This is a genomic window from Halopseudomonas sp. MFKK-1 (assembly GCF_027474385.1).
GTDB lineage: Bacteria > Pseudomonadota > Gammaproteobacteria > Pseudomonadales > Pseudomonadaceae > Halopseudomonas > Halopseudomonas aestusnigri.
The window spans coordinates 3,439,255-3,454,873 of record NZ_CP114836.1 but is presented as its reverse complement, the minus strand read 5'-3'; the positions used below and the strand labels follow the sequence as shown (position 1 = coordinate 3,454,873).

Sequence of the window (15,619 nt, the reverse complement as noted above, 5' to 3'; positions counted from 1 at the left end):
GCCAAATGCGGCTCAGCCAGTTGGACACACCGAAGCTTTCAGGCGATTATCCGAGCAGCGCTGCACTCCCATGCAACAGCAGCACTCGTGCGCCGATACCGGTGCGCGAGTGGGCTGATCTGGCGTGGCAATGGACGCAGAAAAGGACGTAACAGTTGCTGATGGCCATAGGAATGAAGTCATGAGTCAGGAGCTTATCCCAGCCAGTTTGCCGCCGAGCACAGTGCTCACCGATGCGGAGAAACAGGCATTTGCCAGCAGACGCAAGTCGCTGGTCTCAGAGTTGCGGTGCTTGTCCGGCATGCCTGAAGTTGTATCCAGCCTCAATCAGGACACCGTCTACAAACTGGTGATGACCCCGGAAGGCGCGCAGCTGTACCGCGATGCTCAGGGCAACATCAAAGGCGTGTTCTACAAGGATGGCAAGATCGTCGAGCACGCCAAATTTCAGGAAGTCGGCCCGTCGATGATGAAAGCTGCCAAGGCGGTCGGCGCGCAGGTGCTGCTGGTCAGCATCGCGATGCAGCTTAATCGTATCGAAGAGCAAGTCTCGAAAGTCTTTAAAGAGTTTCATGGCGACCGGCTCGCGGAAATTGAAGCCGGCAAGTCGCTATTTAGTCAGGTTTGCGGCATGCAGGACCCAGTCAAGCGCGAGGGGCTCGCGTTGCATGCCATCGCGGAGCTGACCCGAGGGTTTGAGAAGACGGTCAGCGCGCTGGCGCGGCAAATTGCCGAACTCCCGGACCAGAAACTCTCCTTTTTCGATAACTGGGTCGGCAACAAATCCCGCGAGGCCGAAGAGAAGCACCAGATTGCGATGGAGTCCTTCTCGGCCTGTCTGAATGCCCTGCAGACCATGGCACGTTGTCATCTGTTCCTGGATGAGCGTGAGGTGGCGCTGCAGCTGGTTGACTCGGGGCTCGGCAAAATCGAGAAGGCAGGGATCGACGTAGCAGCTGTTCGCGCGCGTCTGGCGCCCAAGGTAAACAACACCTTCCCTGAGCAAAGCTGGAAGCAGTTTATCGAATATCGCAAAACGTTTAGCTCCTCTCACATCGCGGACCTTATCAACCCGCAGCACGATGTGGTCGAGCTAGAAATCAGTCCAGCCGAAATCATGGGGAGCATGCATGCGTAACTGCGCAAAATGTGAAAGAGAATTGGAGGCTGGCGAAGCGGAGTATTGCCCGGCCTGTGCCTCCAGCAAATCGCACAAAATCAAAAAAATCCTTGAGGTAGCAGGGCCGATAGCGCTGGCTGCAGCGGGCATCGCATTCAAGCTGTTGCGCAGGAAGTAGATATCCGCCAACCGAATGGCTGGCAGCGACGCTAGATGGAATCAACGGAAAAATACAATAAGACAGGGAGCGAAAATGGCTAAATATTGTGCTGAGTGCAGTACGGAACTGGTTGGCGAGGCGCCTCAATGCCGAAGCTGTGGTGCTGTTCGTGGTGACTTCGTTTACAAGAGTCGGGTTGCTGCTGCGGCGCTGGCGTTCTTCACCGGCATATTCGGTGTACATCGGTTCTATCTCGGCCAGTGGTGGGGCGTTTTCTATCTGCTGTTCTGCTGGACCTATATCCCGGCACTGGTGGCGTTTGTTGAGGGTATTGTGATTCTGTCCACCTCGCAAAAAGCCTGGAACGACAAGTACAACAAGGGGCTCTCGCTCGGTATTGAGAAGGGCGGTGTTGTTATTGTCGTACCGCTTATCTTCTTGACCATTTTCAGCATTGGCATGCTCGCGGCTATCGCCTTGCCGGCCTATCAGGACTACACCCGTCGCTCGCAGATCCTTGAGTCTCATCAGTTGGCAGAGCAGCTCAAACCCTTGGTGGAAGACTACTTGCAGCAGCACCAGGAGTGGCCGGAGAGGTACAGTCAGCTTGCTGCGGGTGACATTGTGATCCCTGAAATGGTGGACTCGGTAGAGATTAATACCGGCGCCATTATTGTTTGGCCGGCCTCCAGCATTGGCGTACACGGTTACATGATGTATTCGCCCCTGCGCTATGGCGAGGGGATCAAGTGGCGCTGCACCGAGTCGACCGTGGAAGCGAAGTACCTTCCCGGGTCCTGCCGCTAAGGCACTTCTGTTGCTGTCGTGCCCGCTGATGCGCGGCCGATGGCAGCCACTGATTGACCGGGCAGAGTGTCCGCTCGCCCGGACGATATCCTTACAACAACAAGAGAACCCTTCAGATGAGTGACTACCAGTCCCGCAGTGACAAGGTCTACGCCAAGCAACTGATGCAGGCCGCCAACAAAGAAGCCACCGCCTTCCTCAATCTCAAGGCCACCGCCGAGCGCAAAGACGGCGCGATTCCAGAGAAATACCGTGAGCTGATGTCTATCGCTGTTGCTTTGTCTACCCAGTGCTCCTACTGCATCGATGCCCACGTCGAGAACGCGGTCAAGGCGGGTGCCACCAAGGAAGAGCTGGCTGAAACCGTATTTATCGCCTCTGCGCTGCGTGCCGGTGCTGCGGTGGGGCATGGGTTGCTGGCGATGAAGTTGTTTGAAGAGCATTCGGGCTGCCTAGCAGCACTGGATCAACGCCTCAACTGAGCGCAGTTGCAGATGGCGCATGACTTCAATAGTGCGAGAGCCAGGGCTGAAGACTAACCGGCAATTCAGGGCGGGTTATTCGATCACCGTACAGCCATCTGGCATCGACAAGGAGACACCGTTGTTCGGTTGCTCAGCCTGGGTGTCAGCCCAGTCAAGATGTAATGCAAAGGAGAGTGCAGGTTATGCGTATATTTTTTGCTGTTCTATGTGTGATTGTTCTGCAGGGGCTTGCTCATGCGCAGTCTGCTACCGACGAGTACGACTATTTTATGTCGGAAGAGCTGCGCTTGCTGTCCTCAGCAGACGGCACTGAGCTGATGTCACAAGTAAATATGGGCGTGAATTCCGCAGCGAAGATTCAGCCATTGCTGCATGCGCAGCAGCTCGCAGAGTACCGTCGCATTCTCAATAGCGGTGTTGCGATGGCAGGTTTTCCGATGACCGAGACCCAGCAGCTCACTTTGAACGCGAGCATAAACGAGGCGTTGGCTGGGTCTGATCGGGTGTCGGTTGCCGAGTTGTCAGATGCTCAGACGGTGATGTATTCGGCGATTAGTGTAAATAAGCTCGATGACGCGTCAGCTGTTTTAGAGGTGCTGGTAGGCGTCGCTGATTGGTCGGGAGTTCGGGAGCGAAAAGAAGAGGGCCCGGTTGCTGCGTTGGTAAAGTCTACCGTCTGGGTGAGTGTTTTTCGGAAAAACGTGGTTTGGGATGATGTGTCCCTTGAAGGGCAGTTGTCATATCCGAAGATCGAAGCGGACGTACTGGCAGCTCATCGAAGCCAAATTGATAAGGTGCTGCTGGCGTTCTGAACGCCAGTTCGGTTGGTGCTGCAGCTTCCTGTTTAGTGCGCGCTCATGCGGTCGCTAGTACGCATTTTCTCGCTGTGGGATCGTGTGCGTTTACTACTCGCGTTACCCGATAGATAACGTTGTCGTTTAGCGGCGCGCACGGCTCTCAGCCGTGCGGATTAAACCACGTTGAGCATCGGGATCGGTCAGTTCAGCGCAACATCGTTCAGCGCTTGAACGCCGTTGAGGGCAGCGCTCCGTCGCAAGATAAGTGAGCCAGAGAATTGAGGACGCCATGTACACAGACGAAGATTTGTACGCAGCAGTAAAGGACGGTGTGCTGGATGAAGCGGCAGTTGAGCGTTTCCGCAGCTTTGTGTCAGGTCGCGCCCATACCCGCCTGGTGGATGAAGAGAACTTCCGGCTGATATCCGGCTTTAACGACATCTTCGTCAGCATCGCAGCGTTCATCCTGCTGGCGTCGGCGGGCTGGGTGTTTGGCCTGCAGTCGCCAGCATTGGGCTTCTGTGTGGTTGCGCTGCTGTCGTGGGGGTTGTCGGTATTCTTCGTCAAACGCCGCAAGCTGGCACTGCCTGCGGTGCTGCTGTTGGCATCCTTTGTACTCAGTACGGTTGCGTTCCTGGTCTTTGCGCAGGTTGCGGCGGGAATAGAGAAAGACACCGCGATCATGGTTGCTACCGCCATCGGTGCGATCGCGGCCTGGGCGCATTGGCACCAGTTTCATGTACCGATCACCGTCGCTGCCGGTGTCGCCAGCCTGCTTGCGTTCCTGCTGGCGCTGCTGATGCAGATTGAAGGCTTGCGCGAGTTCACCAACTACTTCCTCTGCTGCGCAGGGCTGGCCACCTTCCTGCTGGCGATGCGCTGGGACGCGCAGGACGTTGATAGAACCACCAGAAAGTCAGATGTTGCCTTCTGGTTGCACCTGCTGGCTGCCCCGTTGATCGTGCATCCGGTGTTTTCTGCGCTGGGTCTGTTTGACGGCAATGGCGGGCTGTTCGGCATTGCTGCCGTCATTGTCCTTTACCTGCTGTTGGCGGTTGTTTCCATCACCGTGGATCGCCGTGCGTTGATGGTGTCGTCACTGATCTACGTGGTGTACGCCTTCGGCGAACTGTTCGAGACCTACGGCTCGCTTAGCTCCAGCCTGGCTATCTCCGGGCTGTTTATCGGCTCCATGCTGTTGCTGCTGTCAGCGTTCTGGCATCGCAGCAGAGAGATACTGCTGCACGTATTGCCACAGGTGGTGGGCAGATACGTACCGCCAACGAACTGAACATCCCGTCGGACTGCTCCCAGCTCAAGTGCGTGATCTACTGACTTTGGATGTACTCCAGCTACGCCAACCGGCTGGCCGGGCGCAGCCAGTGGAGCAGGGCAAATGATCCTACTGGCCGCCGGACACCCGCCGCTGGCAGTGGGTTTGGCAATCTGCGGTTTGCGGGCAGAGCGGCGTACCAACGGAGCTTCGCCTGTGTAACCCCACAGGGAATAAGTGCTTTACCCGTCAGGGAGACAGCGCTATTTTCTTTGTATGGAAAGCCGCCATGTCACGAGAGCCCAAGGATGGTGCCCATCTTCACTCCCTGTCTATTCATCTATCAGCAACCTCGGTCGAGGCGGCGTGCCCGCGCCTGCGCGCTCGACATTGGCGGGTAGGGGAGTGATTGAAGCGTGAATATGAAGCGGTCAAGCGAATACGGATTGGGTTGCGCTGCTGATCGTAAGTTATTGCTTATAAAGAGTTTTATTTTTCTAGCGGGGCGGCGGGAGGTGTTGTTATGAGGAAGTCACTCATATGCAGTTATGAAGCCGTCGGTCCAATCAGCTGTTAACTGCAATCGGAAAGGAGTTCGGATGAACTATCAGGCGGTAAATTTCAAAAACAAGTTGGGTCTTTTCAATGAGCAGTGGTCACCTAAGGTGATTGCTGAGATGAATGACTATCAGTTCAAGGTCGTTAAAATTCAGGGCGAGTTCGTGTGGCATGACCACAAAGATACAGATGAAACTTTCATCGTGCTTGAGGGTAGTCTCAGAATCGATTTCAGAGATGGGCATGTGAATCTCTCTGAGGGCGAAATGTACGTTGTCCCTAAGGGAATCGAACACAAGCCTTTTGCGGAAAATGAGGCGAAAGTTTTGCTTATCGAGCCGCGGGGAGTTGTGAATACTGGCGAGGAGACTGGGAGCCAAACAGCTGAAAACGATGTTTGGATCTAAAGCAGTTAACAATCGCAGGCACGGCGACGTCTTTTCCATTGCGGCTTCGCCTCCATTCCAAAGCCGCGCATGCTGTGGGCGTTATGTGTTGTGAGTCGGCATGGAAGAAATGAAAGACTACATAGATAGGTTTCAAGGGATTCAACCCCCTCATCTTGCGTTCTACGGTCAAGCTATTAGGTTCAATTTGGAGTCTGCACTTGCTTCTGTTCAATTCCTTGTACAGTGCCTAGAGGCCTCAAACACAGCAGAAGATCTTGATAGCCTCACTGACCCAATTCTTGACTCTATACAAAATTTATTAATTCATACCGCTAGCCTTTCTAAGTATTTTTGGCCCATTAGCAAGGGTGTTGATAACGTTCATAAAAAGCGCGCTCAAAATTTACGCAAAACTTTTAATATAAAAAGTGATAGCGCTATTCGAAACAAAGATCTAAGGAATCATCTTGAGCATCTAGATGAGAATCTAGATAAATATTTGTGGTCGAAACCTATAGTGGGACATGTGTACCCGGCATATGTAGGGCCTGAGATGCGAAGAGACGAAGTTCCGTATCACTTTTTTAGAGCGTTTTTTACAGAGTCAGGCATCTTTGAATCTCTTGGCGTAAGGCTGGATATTCAGCCAATTATTGATGAAATCTACGAAATTTACCGGGGGTCGCCTGATGGTGAAAACACATAACAAGGTTATTAACTACGCGCCTCCGGCGCCGGACGCAGCAAAGCTGCGCCGGTTATAACGGCGTTAAAAGTCATGAACGATTGTACCCAGTGCCAAGATCTACAAGTAAGATTTGAAATCTCACACCCGTCAGAGCTTAGGAAGGCCATGAGGGTAGCGAAGGATAATGTCGCCGATGGAACTCTCAGTGTTGTTGGCGGAAACGATGAGGCCTGGACTACTCCATTTGATCAAGCTTCTGTTGAAGGTCCGTGGGATGATATCGTCCATTACAAATTCAAGTGCAATCACTGCGGCATGCAATTTTCACTGTCAGCTGAAACATACCATGGAAGGGGTGGCTCATGGGCTGCGCACGGATAGAAAAGACTTTTAACAAGGCCATTAAATTCGCTCCCTACGGTCGCCGGACGCTCGCAAGCTCGCGCCGTTTATGGCGGCGTTAGTTGAATTTTTTGGCAGCCTTCGGAGCGAATAAATGAACACAGAAGAAAGAATAAATAAAATATTTGAAGGATATATTCTCAAGAAGGGTGTCAAGAAGGAGGTCGCAGGGCTTATTGAGCATCTAACATTGTCTGACGTTGATATATTATTGGATAAGGTGGAAAGTATTGGTGATGTAGATGATTACGCCAACGAATTGGAGACGAGTATTCCCGTTGAAAGATTCTTTGCATTTATAGACTTGATTGGCGCGTTAATTATTTTTCTGGGTTCTGATGCGGTAAAAAAGGCTGGTGAAAGAAGTTCATCGAAAAGCAGATATATGCCATGGGTGATAAAGTTTATTCAGGATGAAAGGTTCTATAAACAGGTCAAAGAGCAGCTGCCGGCAAAGTATAGATAACGTCTTATCGATTGCTGGCGTAATGCAGGTGTCATCTACCAATCCGATGCACGCGGAGCAAGCTACGTGCCAAAATTATCGCGGTATCGTTGTGTTTTTTTATCGCAATAATTTTCCATTATGTAACTCAATTGTTCGGGGCTTTAGAATTCGAGAATAATCAAACATCGACAGGAGCTGAAAATGAAAAAACTCATATTTATCTTCATGCTTTTTCTGTCGGCTAGTGTTAGAGGTCAGCCGATTCCGCCGCCGGTAAATTTGCCGATCCCAAATATCCAACAGGAAACGCATGTTTGGTGTTGGGCTGCGGTGGCGCAGCAAATAATTTATGCGACAAGAGGGGCGGCACAGACGCCTGCCCAATGTGCGTTAGTTGCAATGGCTAATAACGTTCATCCAAATTATTGTTGTGCCGGAATAGGTAATCCTGCCTGTGTTAGAACAGGTTCTATGCAACAGATTCAATACTTGATAGGTTAGTTTGGAGGGCGCTTTAGTACTTTGGCACCGCCTACGGATCCAATGACGTTGTATCAAACTCTGAGCTCTGACCGAGCAATAATATTACACGTTAGTTCTGGTCAGATGTCGTCGCACGTTGTTGTATTGACTGGAATGTCATTTGTACCGAATGGCTTTGGTGGTATTGAGCCGGTATTGCATATAAATGACCCGCTGTCATATTTTAATCAACCGGTGCCATATAGTGCACTTGTTTCTATTTGGATCGAGGCGTTAGTTGTCAATTGAAAACGCTTTAACAGGCAGCTAGAGCCGTGCACGGCATATACCGGGTCGTGCTATTGCCCGACTCCTATCCGCAAGCTGATACGCATAATGAATAGTCATCATGAACATCACTGATCTGTCCCCCTGCTTTTGCACCAATGACGTCGCGGCCTGCCGTGACTTCTACACCCGCTACTTCTCGGCAGACGCTATTTTCGATTGCGGCTGGTATGTCAATCTGCGCATCGGTGCTGATGGCCCGACGCTGCAATTTATGCAGCCTCAGGAGGGGATGCCGGTGTTTGCCGGCACGGGTGTGATGCTCAATTTCAAGGTTGATGACGTTGATGCTGAGCACGCCAGGCTGGTTGAGGCCGGTTTGAAGGTTGCCATGCCGCTGGAGGATCACCCATGGGGTGACAGGGGGTTCTCGGTTACGGACCCTATCGGCAACGCGGTCTATCTCTTTTCCGATCGTGAGCCCGCTGATGAATTTAAGCAGTATTATCTAGCCTGACGGTACCGGTAGGACTGCAGCTACGAGGGCTGCCGGTTTTTGGCTTTCGCTGTCATGCACGTGGGACCTTGTCTCCGAAGAGAGTTACCGCATTGGATGCCTTGACCAATCATGAGTTGCAGTTGGGTATTCTTGAGCTGGATCACGCCATTTATCTTCACGATCAGTGGTTTAGAAATCTGCTCAAGGTTTTAATTGCGCACGTACCTGCGGAGCGGGCGGATCTGTGCGTTGATGCGCACTTGCATTGCTCCTTCGGCAAGTGGCTGGCGGGTGACGCTGCTCGCCTGCTCGATGACCGGGATGAGTACGTTGCGCTGCAAAAGGCGCATGAGGTGGTACATAGCGAGGCTCGGAAGTTACTGCAACTGTCGGCGGATGGCCTGGTGATCCCGCCGGCAGAATGGGACTTTTTTGAGCGTTGCCGGGAGACGATGCGGTTATCGGTGCTGAGTGCCCGGGACAGGTTTGCCGAAGTTGCCAACAACCGTGATCCGCTTACCGAAATTCAGACGCGGCGGGGCTTGCTGACGGAACTGCGCAAACAGCAGGCGCTGGTGGAGCGGGGCAGGCAGGCTTGTGCTCTGGCGCTACTGGACCTTGATCACTTCAAGAAGGTGAATGATACCTATGGCCACGTAGCCGGTGACGTGGTCCTGGTTGATGTGGTGCAGTGCGTCAAGGCGCATCTGCGGCCCTATGACCGCATTTATCGCTATGGCGGTGAGGAGTTTATCGTCTGCATGCCTGATACCACTGTGGAACAGGCGGGCGAGATCATGGATCGGTTGCGACTGTCCATCGCCCGGCTGGATTTCGAGTTTGCCGATATTCAGGTCACGGCCTCGTTCGGAGTGGCGGCGTTGGCGGGCTCAATGCCGGTCGAGGACGCCATCGGCCGGGCGGACAGGGCCATGTATGAAGCGAAGGCTGCAGGCCGCAATCGGGTAGTGCTTCAGCGCTGACGGAGTTCGGGCCTGCGCAGCGCTGGGGTCAGATTCCCAGATAGCCGGCGATCAGGAAGGCCTCGCCGCGCCCTTCGTGCTTGCCGAAGTAGCTGACGGCTTCGCGGGTATCGTCTTCGATGAATCCCACTTCGCAATCGATGTCGTACTGCTCGGCGAGACTGTTGAACAGGTTTACCGGCGGGTTCAGGTGAAGCGGTTTCTTGACTTGCTGGCTGATGCCCAGCTGCCAGTCTTCGCAATCGTCGCTTTCACAGTCGTTGATCAGGGTTACCGTGGTCGCGGCGTTCTCATCAGCATAGGTCTGCAGGGCGGCTTGCAGCGCTGGCAGGTTCTGCCTGAGCTTTTTTTCCTGCTTTTCATCAAGACGGTCGCAGGCGATGAGGACGTATACAAACATGAGGCTTACCCGGGCTGGATTCGAGTGGCTACTCTAGCACAGGGCATTGCCTGCGACTGCGTCATCGCTGATGATTGAGCCCCGTCATTCATGGATGAAACTGGTTGAGTATGTCCAAACCCGCTGCCGTTAACCCTTCTGCGCAAATGCGCCTGCTCAGCATGCTTGCCTCGCTGGTCTTTTCTGTTCCCACGGCTGCGCTGATCTGGCTGGGCGTCAACAAGGAGCTGGCGTACTGGGGTGGCTTCCTCGATAGCCGCTATCTGCTCGTCACTGTTGTTGCGTTTGCCCTGGCCGCGCTGTTGTTTCCGCTGTTGTTTCCCTCGCTGCTGGGCGCGATCTGGCGCTTGGTGCTGAAGGTGCAGCAGTGGTGGGGATGGTGATGGTGCCTGAGAGCGTCGTCAGCCTGTTCTGTGTTATCCAGCGATGTGATAGCCCGCCATTTCAACCTGCTGACCCGGGTCAGCTGTGCCGTCTGCTGTGCTAACGTCCGCTCCCAATGGCGCCGAGGCACGGGCTTCGGGCGGGACTTGTCGTAGGAGAACAACAATGAATTACGATGATGTGGTGCTGGGGCGACGCAGTATCCGGGCATTCAAGCCTGAGCCGGTTCCGCGCGCGGTGCTGGAAGAGGTTATTGGTCTGGCGATCCGGGCGCCGTCGTCGATGAACTCGCAGCCGTGGCACCTGCATGTCTTGACCGGCGAGCCGCTGGATCGCGTTCGCGCGGAGAATACCGAGCGCATGATCACCGGCGTAAAGCCCTCAAAGGAAACCCGCGATTCCGGGAGTTATGAGGGTCTGCATCGTCAGCGTCAGGTCGAGATTGCCGTGCAGTTGTTCGAAGCCATGGGCATTGCCCGTGACGACAAGGAGAAGCGTCAGGACTGGGTGCTGCGCGGCTTCCGCCAGTTTGATGCGCCGGTGTCCATCGTCGTGACCTACGACCGTCAGCTGCGCGAGGGCGACATTGCCCAGTTCGATTGCGGCGCGCTGGTGAACGGCCTGGTCAACGCGGCCTGGTCGCGTGGTCTTGGATGTGTGGTGAACAGTCAGGGCATCATGCATTCGCCGGTGGTACGCGAGCATGCAGGTATTCCGGATGATCAGGTGATCATTATCTGTGTGGCGATGGGTTACCCGGATGAGAGTTTTCCGGCCAACGCAGTGGTGTCGCGTCGGCGCGAAGTGGCTGATGTGGCTAACTTCGTCGGTTTCGGTGAGTAATCGCGGGGTATGTACAGGCTAGTGGATGCGCCTTGCGGGCGTGTCCACGGTCAGCGGCGGAGGAACCGTTTGCCTTGATTGCGATACCACATCATCCTTTCTTCCAGCTTCCTGTCAGTCATCCCTGCCTTCAAGCATGGTTCTGCGCAGCAGTACATAGACCGAGCCCGTGCCGCCGTGGCGCGGTATGCACGAGGCGAACGCGAGGACGCTGTCGTGCTGGCGTAGCCAGGTGTTGACGTGGCTCTTCATCATCGGTTTGCGGCCATCGAGTCGGCGGGCCTTGCCGTGGGTGACGCGCACACAGCGGATTTCCTGCTTCACCGCTTCGGCCAGAAATGCCCAGAGCTGTTCGCGGGCGCGCTCGATCGTCAGACCGTGCAGGTCGATTGAGCCGTCAAACGGGATATGCGCCTGCTTCAGCTTGCGCAGTTGGGAGTCCTGCACGCCATTGGAGGCCCAGGCCAGTTCCTGTTCCGGGTCTACGTCGATCACGAACTGATCGGACAAACCATCGACCACCACCTCGTTCTGCCTGACGGTCGCGCGCTGGCGGCTTGCGGCAATGTTGGCGCGGTCGCGCGGCGGTTTGCCAACGTCGGCCTGCTGGTGCTTGATGGGCCTGGCGCCCTTGACGGCCTGTCGGAACAGGTCGAGATCGTCGTCGGAGAAGGAGTCCTGTGTCATGCTGCTGATCATCGCGCAAAAACCGAAGTGTAACAGCAGCCGGATGCAAATGAGCTGGCGGCGTTGTTACCGATTTTGCCCCGCCCGCTGGTCGTCGGCGCTCGGCAAGGTAGAATGGCGGCCTGAACCAGACAAGGATTGACCCATGAGCGAACACGCTGCGCTGCAGAGCATTCAGGATCTCGTCCGTTGGGGCGTGAGCCGCTTCCATCAGGCCGAGCTGTTTTTTGGCCACGGCACCGACAACGCCTGGGATGAGTCGCGGCTGCTGGTCCTGCATGCACTTTACCTGCCCTGGGAGACCCCGCAGGACTATCTGCAGTGCCGGGTTACGGACGAGGAGCGCGATGCGGTGGTAGCGTTGCTTGAGGAGCGCATTCGTCTGCGTATGCCGGCGGCTTATCTGACCGGTCACGCACGCTTTGCAGGTCTGGATTTTATTGTTGATGACCGCGTGCTGGTGCCGCGCTCGCCGATTGCCGAGTTGATTGAAAGCCGCTTTGAACCCTGGCTGGAGCGCGACCCCGAACGCATTCTGGATCTGTGTACCGGCAGCGGCTGTATCGGCATTGCCTGCGCGTATACCTTCCCGGAGGCCGAGGTGGTGCTGGCGGATCTGTCGTCCGATGCACTGGCGGTCGCCGAGCAGAATATCGAGATGCACGAGCTGGGCGAGCGTGTCGAGGCGCGCTGGTCCGACGGGTTTGACGGGCTGGCAGGTGAGCATTTTGATCTGATCGTCAGCAATCCGCCCTACGTGGATGCCGAAGACATGGACTCGCTGCCGGATGAGTATCGCCACGAGCCCGAAATGGGGCTGGCGGCCGGCGACGACGGACTGGATCTGGTGCGCCGGATGCTGGCGGAAGCGGCGGACTATCTGACCGAGGATGGCGTGCTGGTGATCGAGGTTGGCAACAGCATGGTCCATGTGATGGCCGAATGGCCCGAGGTGGATTTTGAGTGGGTCAAGTTCCGGCACGGTGGGCACGGTGTGTTTGTGCTGAGTGCAGAGCAGTGCCGTCACTTCCAGTCACTGTTTGCCGAGAGCCTGTAAGCGTTCCTGGCGTCTGGCTCAGCGCAGTACGACCCACAGCAGCATCAACGCCTGAAAGATCGAGAAGGCGATCAGACAGCCGATGGCAAAGCGGTTGCTCAAGTCTGAGCGTTTGTAACTGGCGATGGCGGCCTGCAGCTGGTTGATTCGCCCTTCCTGTTTCTGATTGAGGGCTTCGGTTTCGCGCAGTTGAGCCAGCAGGGTGTTGATCTGCAGCGGCTGTATGCGTTCGGTGTTCCAGCTGCCTATCAGGTCGTTAACCCGGTTGGCCTGAGCCAGCGCAGCACCGGGCTCACTCTCGATCGGCGTGATGGTAAAACCGGCTCGGCTGAGAATGGCGTCGCGTGCGCTGCGAGCGTCTTCGTTGGCAGAGTCGCTGTTGTGCAGGGCAATGGGGGTGACGGCGTAGTCGCCGCAGTAGCGCTGACACCAGTGAATCAGCTGGGCCAGCATGAAAGTGCCAAGGCCACGCTGGGCAGGCACTATCTGCACACCGTCCACCGGGCCGAAGCGCACGCGCTTGCGCTTGTGGTCCACCATTACTTCCATGCGGTTGCCCGTTTCCGGCAGCGGCTCTCCTTCAAAGCGTACCTGCAGGCGCAGCAATTCCAGCGAGGCGATACTTTCCTGGGTTACAGCGATCTGGGCCAGGCGTTCGGGATGCACCAGGATGCGAGCCTTGAATATCGGCTTTAACTGGACCCAGTAGGAGTCCGACGGCTTGGCGCGGGCGAACGGATCCTTCGGGGCTGAGTGCTCCGTTGCAACTCCTTCATCCAGCGTGTCGGTTGGGCTCATTGGGGGTTCCTGGCATTTTGCGAATGCATTGTCGCGCATTTCACTCCGGGTTTATCGGCCGCGCAGCGCCATTCTGTAACATAAATACCTGCATGCAGCGGCTCATGCCAGCCAGTTGTGAACAGCTTCCCAGGCAAGTCGAATGGCGAGCAGGGTAAGCACCAGGTTGAAGATTCGACCAAAATGCTGGTCGCTCATGCGTCTCAGCAGATGCAGGCCGAGCCATGTACCGCCTGCACCTGCCGCAATCATGGCCGCTATCAGTGCCAGCCAGTCGTGAAAGATGAAGCCGGCAGCCGTAAAGGCAAAGGCCTTGGGCAGATGCTGCAGGGTCATGGCGGCGGCAAAGGTGGCAACCGTTTGCAGCCGGCGGTGTGACTGCTGCTGTTTGATGAAGGCGGCAACCAGCGGGCCGGTGGCGCCAACAAACAGGCTGACAAAACTGGTGACGGTGGAGGCGAGCAGGGTGCCAACGGGGCCGGTGGCAACCTTGGGGATCGCCGGCCCCCAGCACAGCACAAGGATGAATGCGGCGATGCTGAGTTGAACCAGCTCCAGTGGCAGACGCACCAGCAGCAGGCTGGCGGCATATGCGCCGAGGATGACGCCGGGAGCAAACCAGGCGATTACTCGCCAGTTGACGTCTCGCCAGGTCAGCAGCACGCGATTGGCGTTGGAACCCAGCTGGACCATGCCGTGCACCGGGATAATGGCGGCTGCCGGCATGACCAGCGCCATCACGGCCAGCAGCATGACACCGCCACCGGCGCCCATGGCCGCAGTGACAGCGGAGGTCAGCGCGGCTGTCAGAATCAGCAGTAGCGCCCACTGCGGGGCAAGGTTTTCGGGCAGCAGCAGCGGCAACAGCTCGCTCATTGGGTGGCTCCGGCAAAAGGGGGTAGCCTAACGGGCGGTCTTCAGGCTGTCACCGCTATCGGCCAGCGGGTATACTGCCGCACTGCCCATGTTCAGCTCAGGTTCTTGGTATGTCTGGAAACACGCTTGGTACTCTCTTCACTGTTACCACGGCTGGCGAAAGCCACGGCCCGGCTCTGGTCGCCATTGTGGATGGCTGCCCTCCCGGCCTGCCGCTGTCGAGCGAAGACCTGCAGCGTGATCTGGATCGCCGCAAGCCCGGCACCAGCCGCCACACCACCCAGCGTCAGGAACCCGATGAGGTCGAGATCCTGTCTGGCGTATTTGAGGGCGTGACCACCGGTTGCCCGATTGGTCTGCTGATTCGCAACACCGATCAGAAGTCCAAGGACTACTCGGCGATCAAGGATCTGTTCCGTCCGGCCCACGCCGATTACACCTACCACCACAAGTACGGCCTGCGCGATTACCGCGGCGGTGGCCGTTCTTCGGCGCGTGAAACAGCGATGCGCGTTGCCGCCGGTGCGATTGCCAAGAAGTACCTTGCAACCCAGGGCGTTCAGGTACGCGGGTACATGAGTCAGCTGGGTCCGATCGAGATTCCGTTCAAGAGCTGGGATGGTGTCAACGACAACGCGTTCTTCAGCGCTGATCCGGACAAGATTGCCGAACTGGAAGCCTACATGGATCAGCTGCGTCGCGACCAGGATTCGGTCGGCGCGAAGATTACCGTCGTCGCCGAAGGCGTGCCGCCGGGGCTGGGTGAGCCGATCTTTGACCGTCTGGACGCGGAGCTGGCCTATGCGCTGATGAGCATCAACGCGGTCAAGGGCGTCGAGATTGGTGCCGGTTTCGCTTCGGTTGCCCAGCGCGGCACCGAACACCGTGACGAGCTGACTCCGCAAGGCTTCCTCAGCAATCAGGCCGGTGGCGTGCTCGGCGGTATCTCGTCCGGTCAGCCGATTGTCGCTAGCCTGGCACTGAAACCAACCTCCAGCATCACCACACCGGGCCGCTCGATCGACGTCAATGGTCAGCCGGTGGACGTGATTACCAAGGGCCGTCATGACCCCTGCGTTGGCATCCGCGCGACCCCCATCGCCGAGGCGATGATGGCGCTGGTGCTGATGGATCATCTGCTGCGCCACCGCGCGCAGAACGCCGACGTCAAGGTGACGACCCCGGTACTGGGCCAGCTTTGAGTCGGCACGGTCA

General features: G+C 56.3%; 20 protein-coding genes. 16 read left to right on the top strand and 4 right to left on the bottom strand.

The window, feature by feature from the left end:
- Positions 1 to 181 precede the first annotated feature (181 nt).
- From O5O48_RS15980 to O5O48_RS15930, 11 genes are all read left to right on the top strand, one after another.
- Complete coding sequence (locus O5O48_RS15980) at positions 182 to 1,138, top strand: hypothetical protein (protein ID WP_269687590.1); 957 nt, start codon at positions 182 to 184, stop codon at positions 1,136 to 1,138.
- Between the two features lie 235 nt (positions 1,139 to 1,373).
- The gene (locus O5O48_RS15975) at positions 1,374 to 2,087 is read left to right on the top strand and encodes an NINE protein (protein WP_269687589.1); all 714 of its coding nucleotides are present in this window, start codon (positions 1,374 to 1,376) and stop codon (positions 2,085 to 2,087) included.
- A gap of 116 nt (positions 2,088 to 2,203) precedes the next feature.
- The gene (locus tag O5O48_RS15970; RefSeq protein WP_269687588.1) at positions 2,204 to 2,569 is read left to right on the top strand and encodes a carboxymuconolactone decarboxylase family protein; all 366 of its coding nucleotides are present in this window, start codon (positions 2,204 to 2,206) and stop codon (positions 2,567 to 2,569) included.
- Positions 2,570 to 2,754: 185 nt separating this feature from the next.
- Positions 2,755 to 3,384, top strand: coding sequence for a hypothetical protein (locus O5O48_RS15965; protein WP_269687587.1), 630 nt, complete (start codon positions 2,755 to 2,757; stop codon positions 3,382 to 3,384).
- Positions 3,385 to 3,658: 274 nt separating this feature from the next.
- Positions 3,659 to 4,660: a hypothetical protein gene (locus O5O48_RS15960; protein WP_269687586.1), complete on the top strand. Its 1,002-nt coding sequence runs from the start codon at positions 3,659 to 3,661 to the stop codon at positions 4,658 to 4,660.
- A 581-nt stretch (positions 4,661 to 5,241) separates the two neighbouring features.
- Positions 5,242 to 5,607, top strand: a complete 366-nt coding sequence (locus tag O5O48_RS15955; RefSeq protein ID WP_269687585.1) for a cupin domain-containing protein — start codon at positions 5,242 to 5,244, stop codon at positions 5,605 to 5,607.
- A gap of 100 nt (positions 5,608 to 5,707) precedes the next feature.
- Positions 5,708 to 6,295, top strand: coding sequence for a hypothetical protein (locus tag O5O48_RS15950; RefSeq protein WP_269687584.1), 588 nt, complete (start codon positions 5,708 to 5,710; stop codon positions 6,293 to 6,295).
- Between the two features lie 478 nt (positions 6,296 to 6,773).
- On the top strand, positions 6,774 to 7,145 hold the full coding sequence (locus O5O48_RS15945; protein ID WP_269687583.1) for a hypothetical protein: 372 nt from the start codon (positions 6,774 to 6,776) through the stop codon (positions 7,143 to 7,145).
- 183 nt (positions 7,146 to 7,328) lie between these two features.
- Positions 7,329 to 7,628: a hypothetical protein gene (locus O5O48_RS15940; RefSeq protein WP_269687582.1), complete on the top strand. Its 300-nt coding sequence runs from the start codon at positions 7,329 to 7,331 to the stop codon at positions 7,626 to 7,628.
- Positions 7,629 to 7,998: 370 nt separating this feature from the next.
- Entirely contained in the window at positions 7,999 to 8,394 is a 396-nt protein-coding gene (locus O5O48_RS15935) for a VOC family protein (RefSeq protein WP_269687581.1), read from the top strand.
- Positions 8,395 to 8,486: 92 nt separating this feature from the next.
- Positions 8,487 to 9,359 (top strand): diguanylate cyclase, encoded by an 873-nt coding sequence (locus tag O5O48_RS15930; RefSeq protein WP_233049477.1) that lies wholly within the window; start codon positions 8,487 to 8,489, stop codon positions 9,357 to 9,359.
- Positions 9,360 to 9,387: 28 nt separating this feature from the next.
- Here the strand turns inward: O5O48_RS15930 and O5O48_RS15925 are convergent, their stop codons facing one another.
- Positions 9,388 to 9,759: a hypothetical protein gene (locus tag O5O48_RS15925; protein ID WP_088275224.1), complete on the bottom strand. Its 372-nt coding sequence runs from the start codon at positions 9,757 to 9,759 to the stop codon at positions 9,388 to 9,390.
- Positions 9,760 to 9,920: 161 nt separating this feature from the next.
- Between O5O48_RS15925 and O5O48_RS15920 the strand changes: the two genes are divergently transcribed.
- Positions 9,921 to 10,142 (top strand): hypothetical protein, encoded by a 222-nt coding sequence (locus O5O48_RS15920; protein WP_269687580.1) that lies wholly within the window; start codon positions 9,921 to 9,923, stop codon positions 10,140 to 10,142.
- A 166-nt stretch (positions 10,143 to 10,308) separates the two neighbouring features.
- On the top strand, positions 10,309 to 10,986 hold the full coding sequence (locus tag O5O48_RS15915; protein ID WP_269687579.1) for a nitroreductase: 678 nt from the start codon (positions 10,309 to 10,311) through the stop codon (positions 10,984 to 10,986).
- A gap of 114 nt (positions 10,987 to 11,100) precedes the next feature.
- On the opposite strand, the gene O5O48_RS15910 is transcribed toward O5O48_RS15915, so the two are convergent.
- Positions 11,101 to 11,673: a Smr/MutS family protein gene (locus tag O5O48_RS15910; protein WP_088275421.1), complete on the bottom strand. Its 573-nt coding sequence runs from the start codon at positions 11,671 to 11,673 to the stop codon at positions 11,101 to 11,103.
- Between O5O48_RS15910 and O5O48_RS15905 the strand changes: the two genes are divergently transcribed.
- Together O5O48_RS15905 and prmB are read left to right on the top strand one after the other, a co-directional pair.
- Positions 11,672 to 11,815 carry a hypothetical protein gene (locus O5O48_RS15905; RefSeq protein WP_228247692.1) on the top strand — a complete coding sequence of 48 codons (144 nt, stop codon included), beginning with the start codon at positions 11,672 to 11,674 and terminating at the stop codon, positions 11,813 to 11,815. The two genes, O5O48_RS15910 and O5O48_RS15905, sit on opposite strands and share 2 nt — an antisense overlap.
- 3 nt (positions 11,816 to 11,818) lie before the next feature.
- Positions 11,819 to 12,730, top strand: a complete 912-nt coding sequence (gene prmB / locus O5O48_RS15900; protein WP_269687578.1) for a 50S ribosomal protein L3 N(5)-glutamine methyltransferase — start codon at positions 11,819 to 11,821, stop codon at positions 12,728 to 12,730.
- Positions 12,731 to 12,748: 18 nt separating this feature from the next.
- On the opposite strand, the gene O5O48_RS15895 is transcribed toward prmB, so the two are convergent.
- On the bottom strand, positions 12,749 to 13,528 hold the full coding sequence (locus tag O5O48_RS15895) for a hypothetical protein (protein WP_269687577.1): 780 nt from the start codon (positions 13,526 to 13,528) through the stop codon (positions 12,749 to 12,751).
- A 102-nt stretch (positions 13,529 to 13,630) separates the two neighbouring features.
- Entirely contained in the window at positions 13,631 to 14,404 is a 774-nt protein-coding gene (locus O5O48_RS15890; RefSeq protein ID WP_088275215.1) for a sulfite exporter TauE/SafE family protein, read from the bottom strand.
- Between the two features lie 110 nt (positions 14,405 to 14,514).
- On the opposite strand from O5O48_RS15890, the gene aroC reads away from it, so the two are divergent.
- On the top strand, positions 14,515 to 15,606 hold the full coding sequence (gene aroC / locus O5O48_RS15885; RefSeq protein ID WP_269687576.1) for a chorismate synthase: 1,092 nt from the start codon (positions 14,515 to 14,517) through the stop codon (positions 15,604 to 15,606).
- The last annotated feature ends 13 nt before the right edge of the window (positions 15,607 to 15,619 follow it).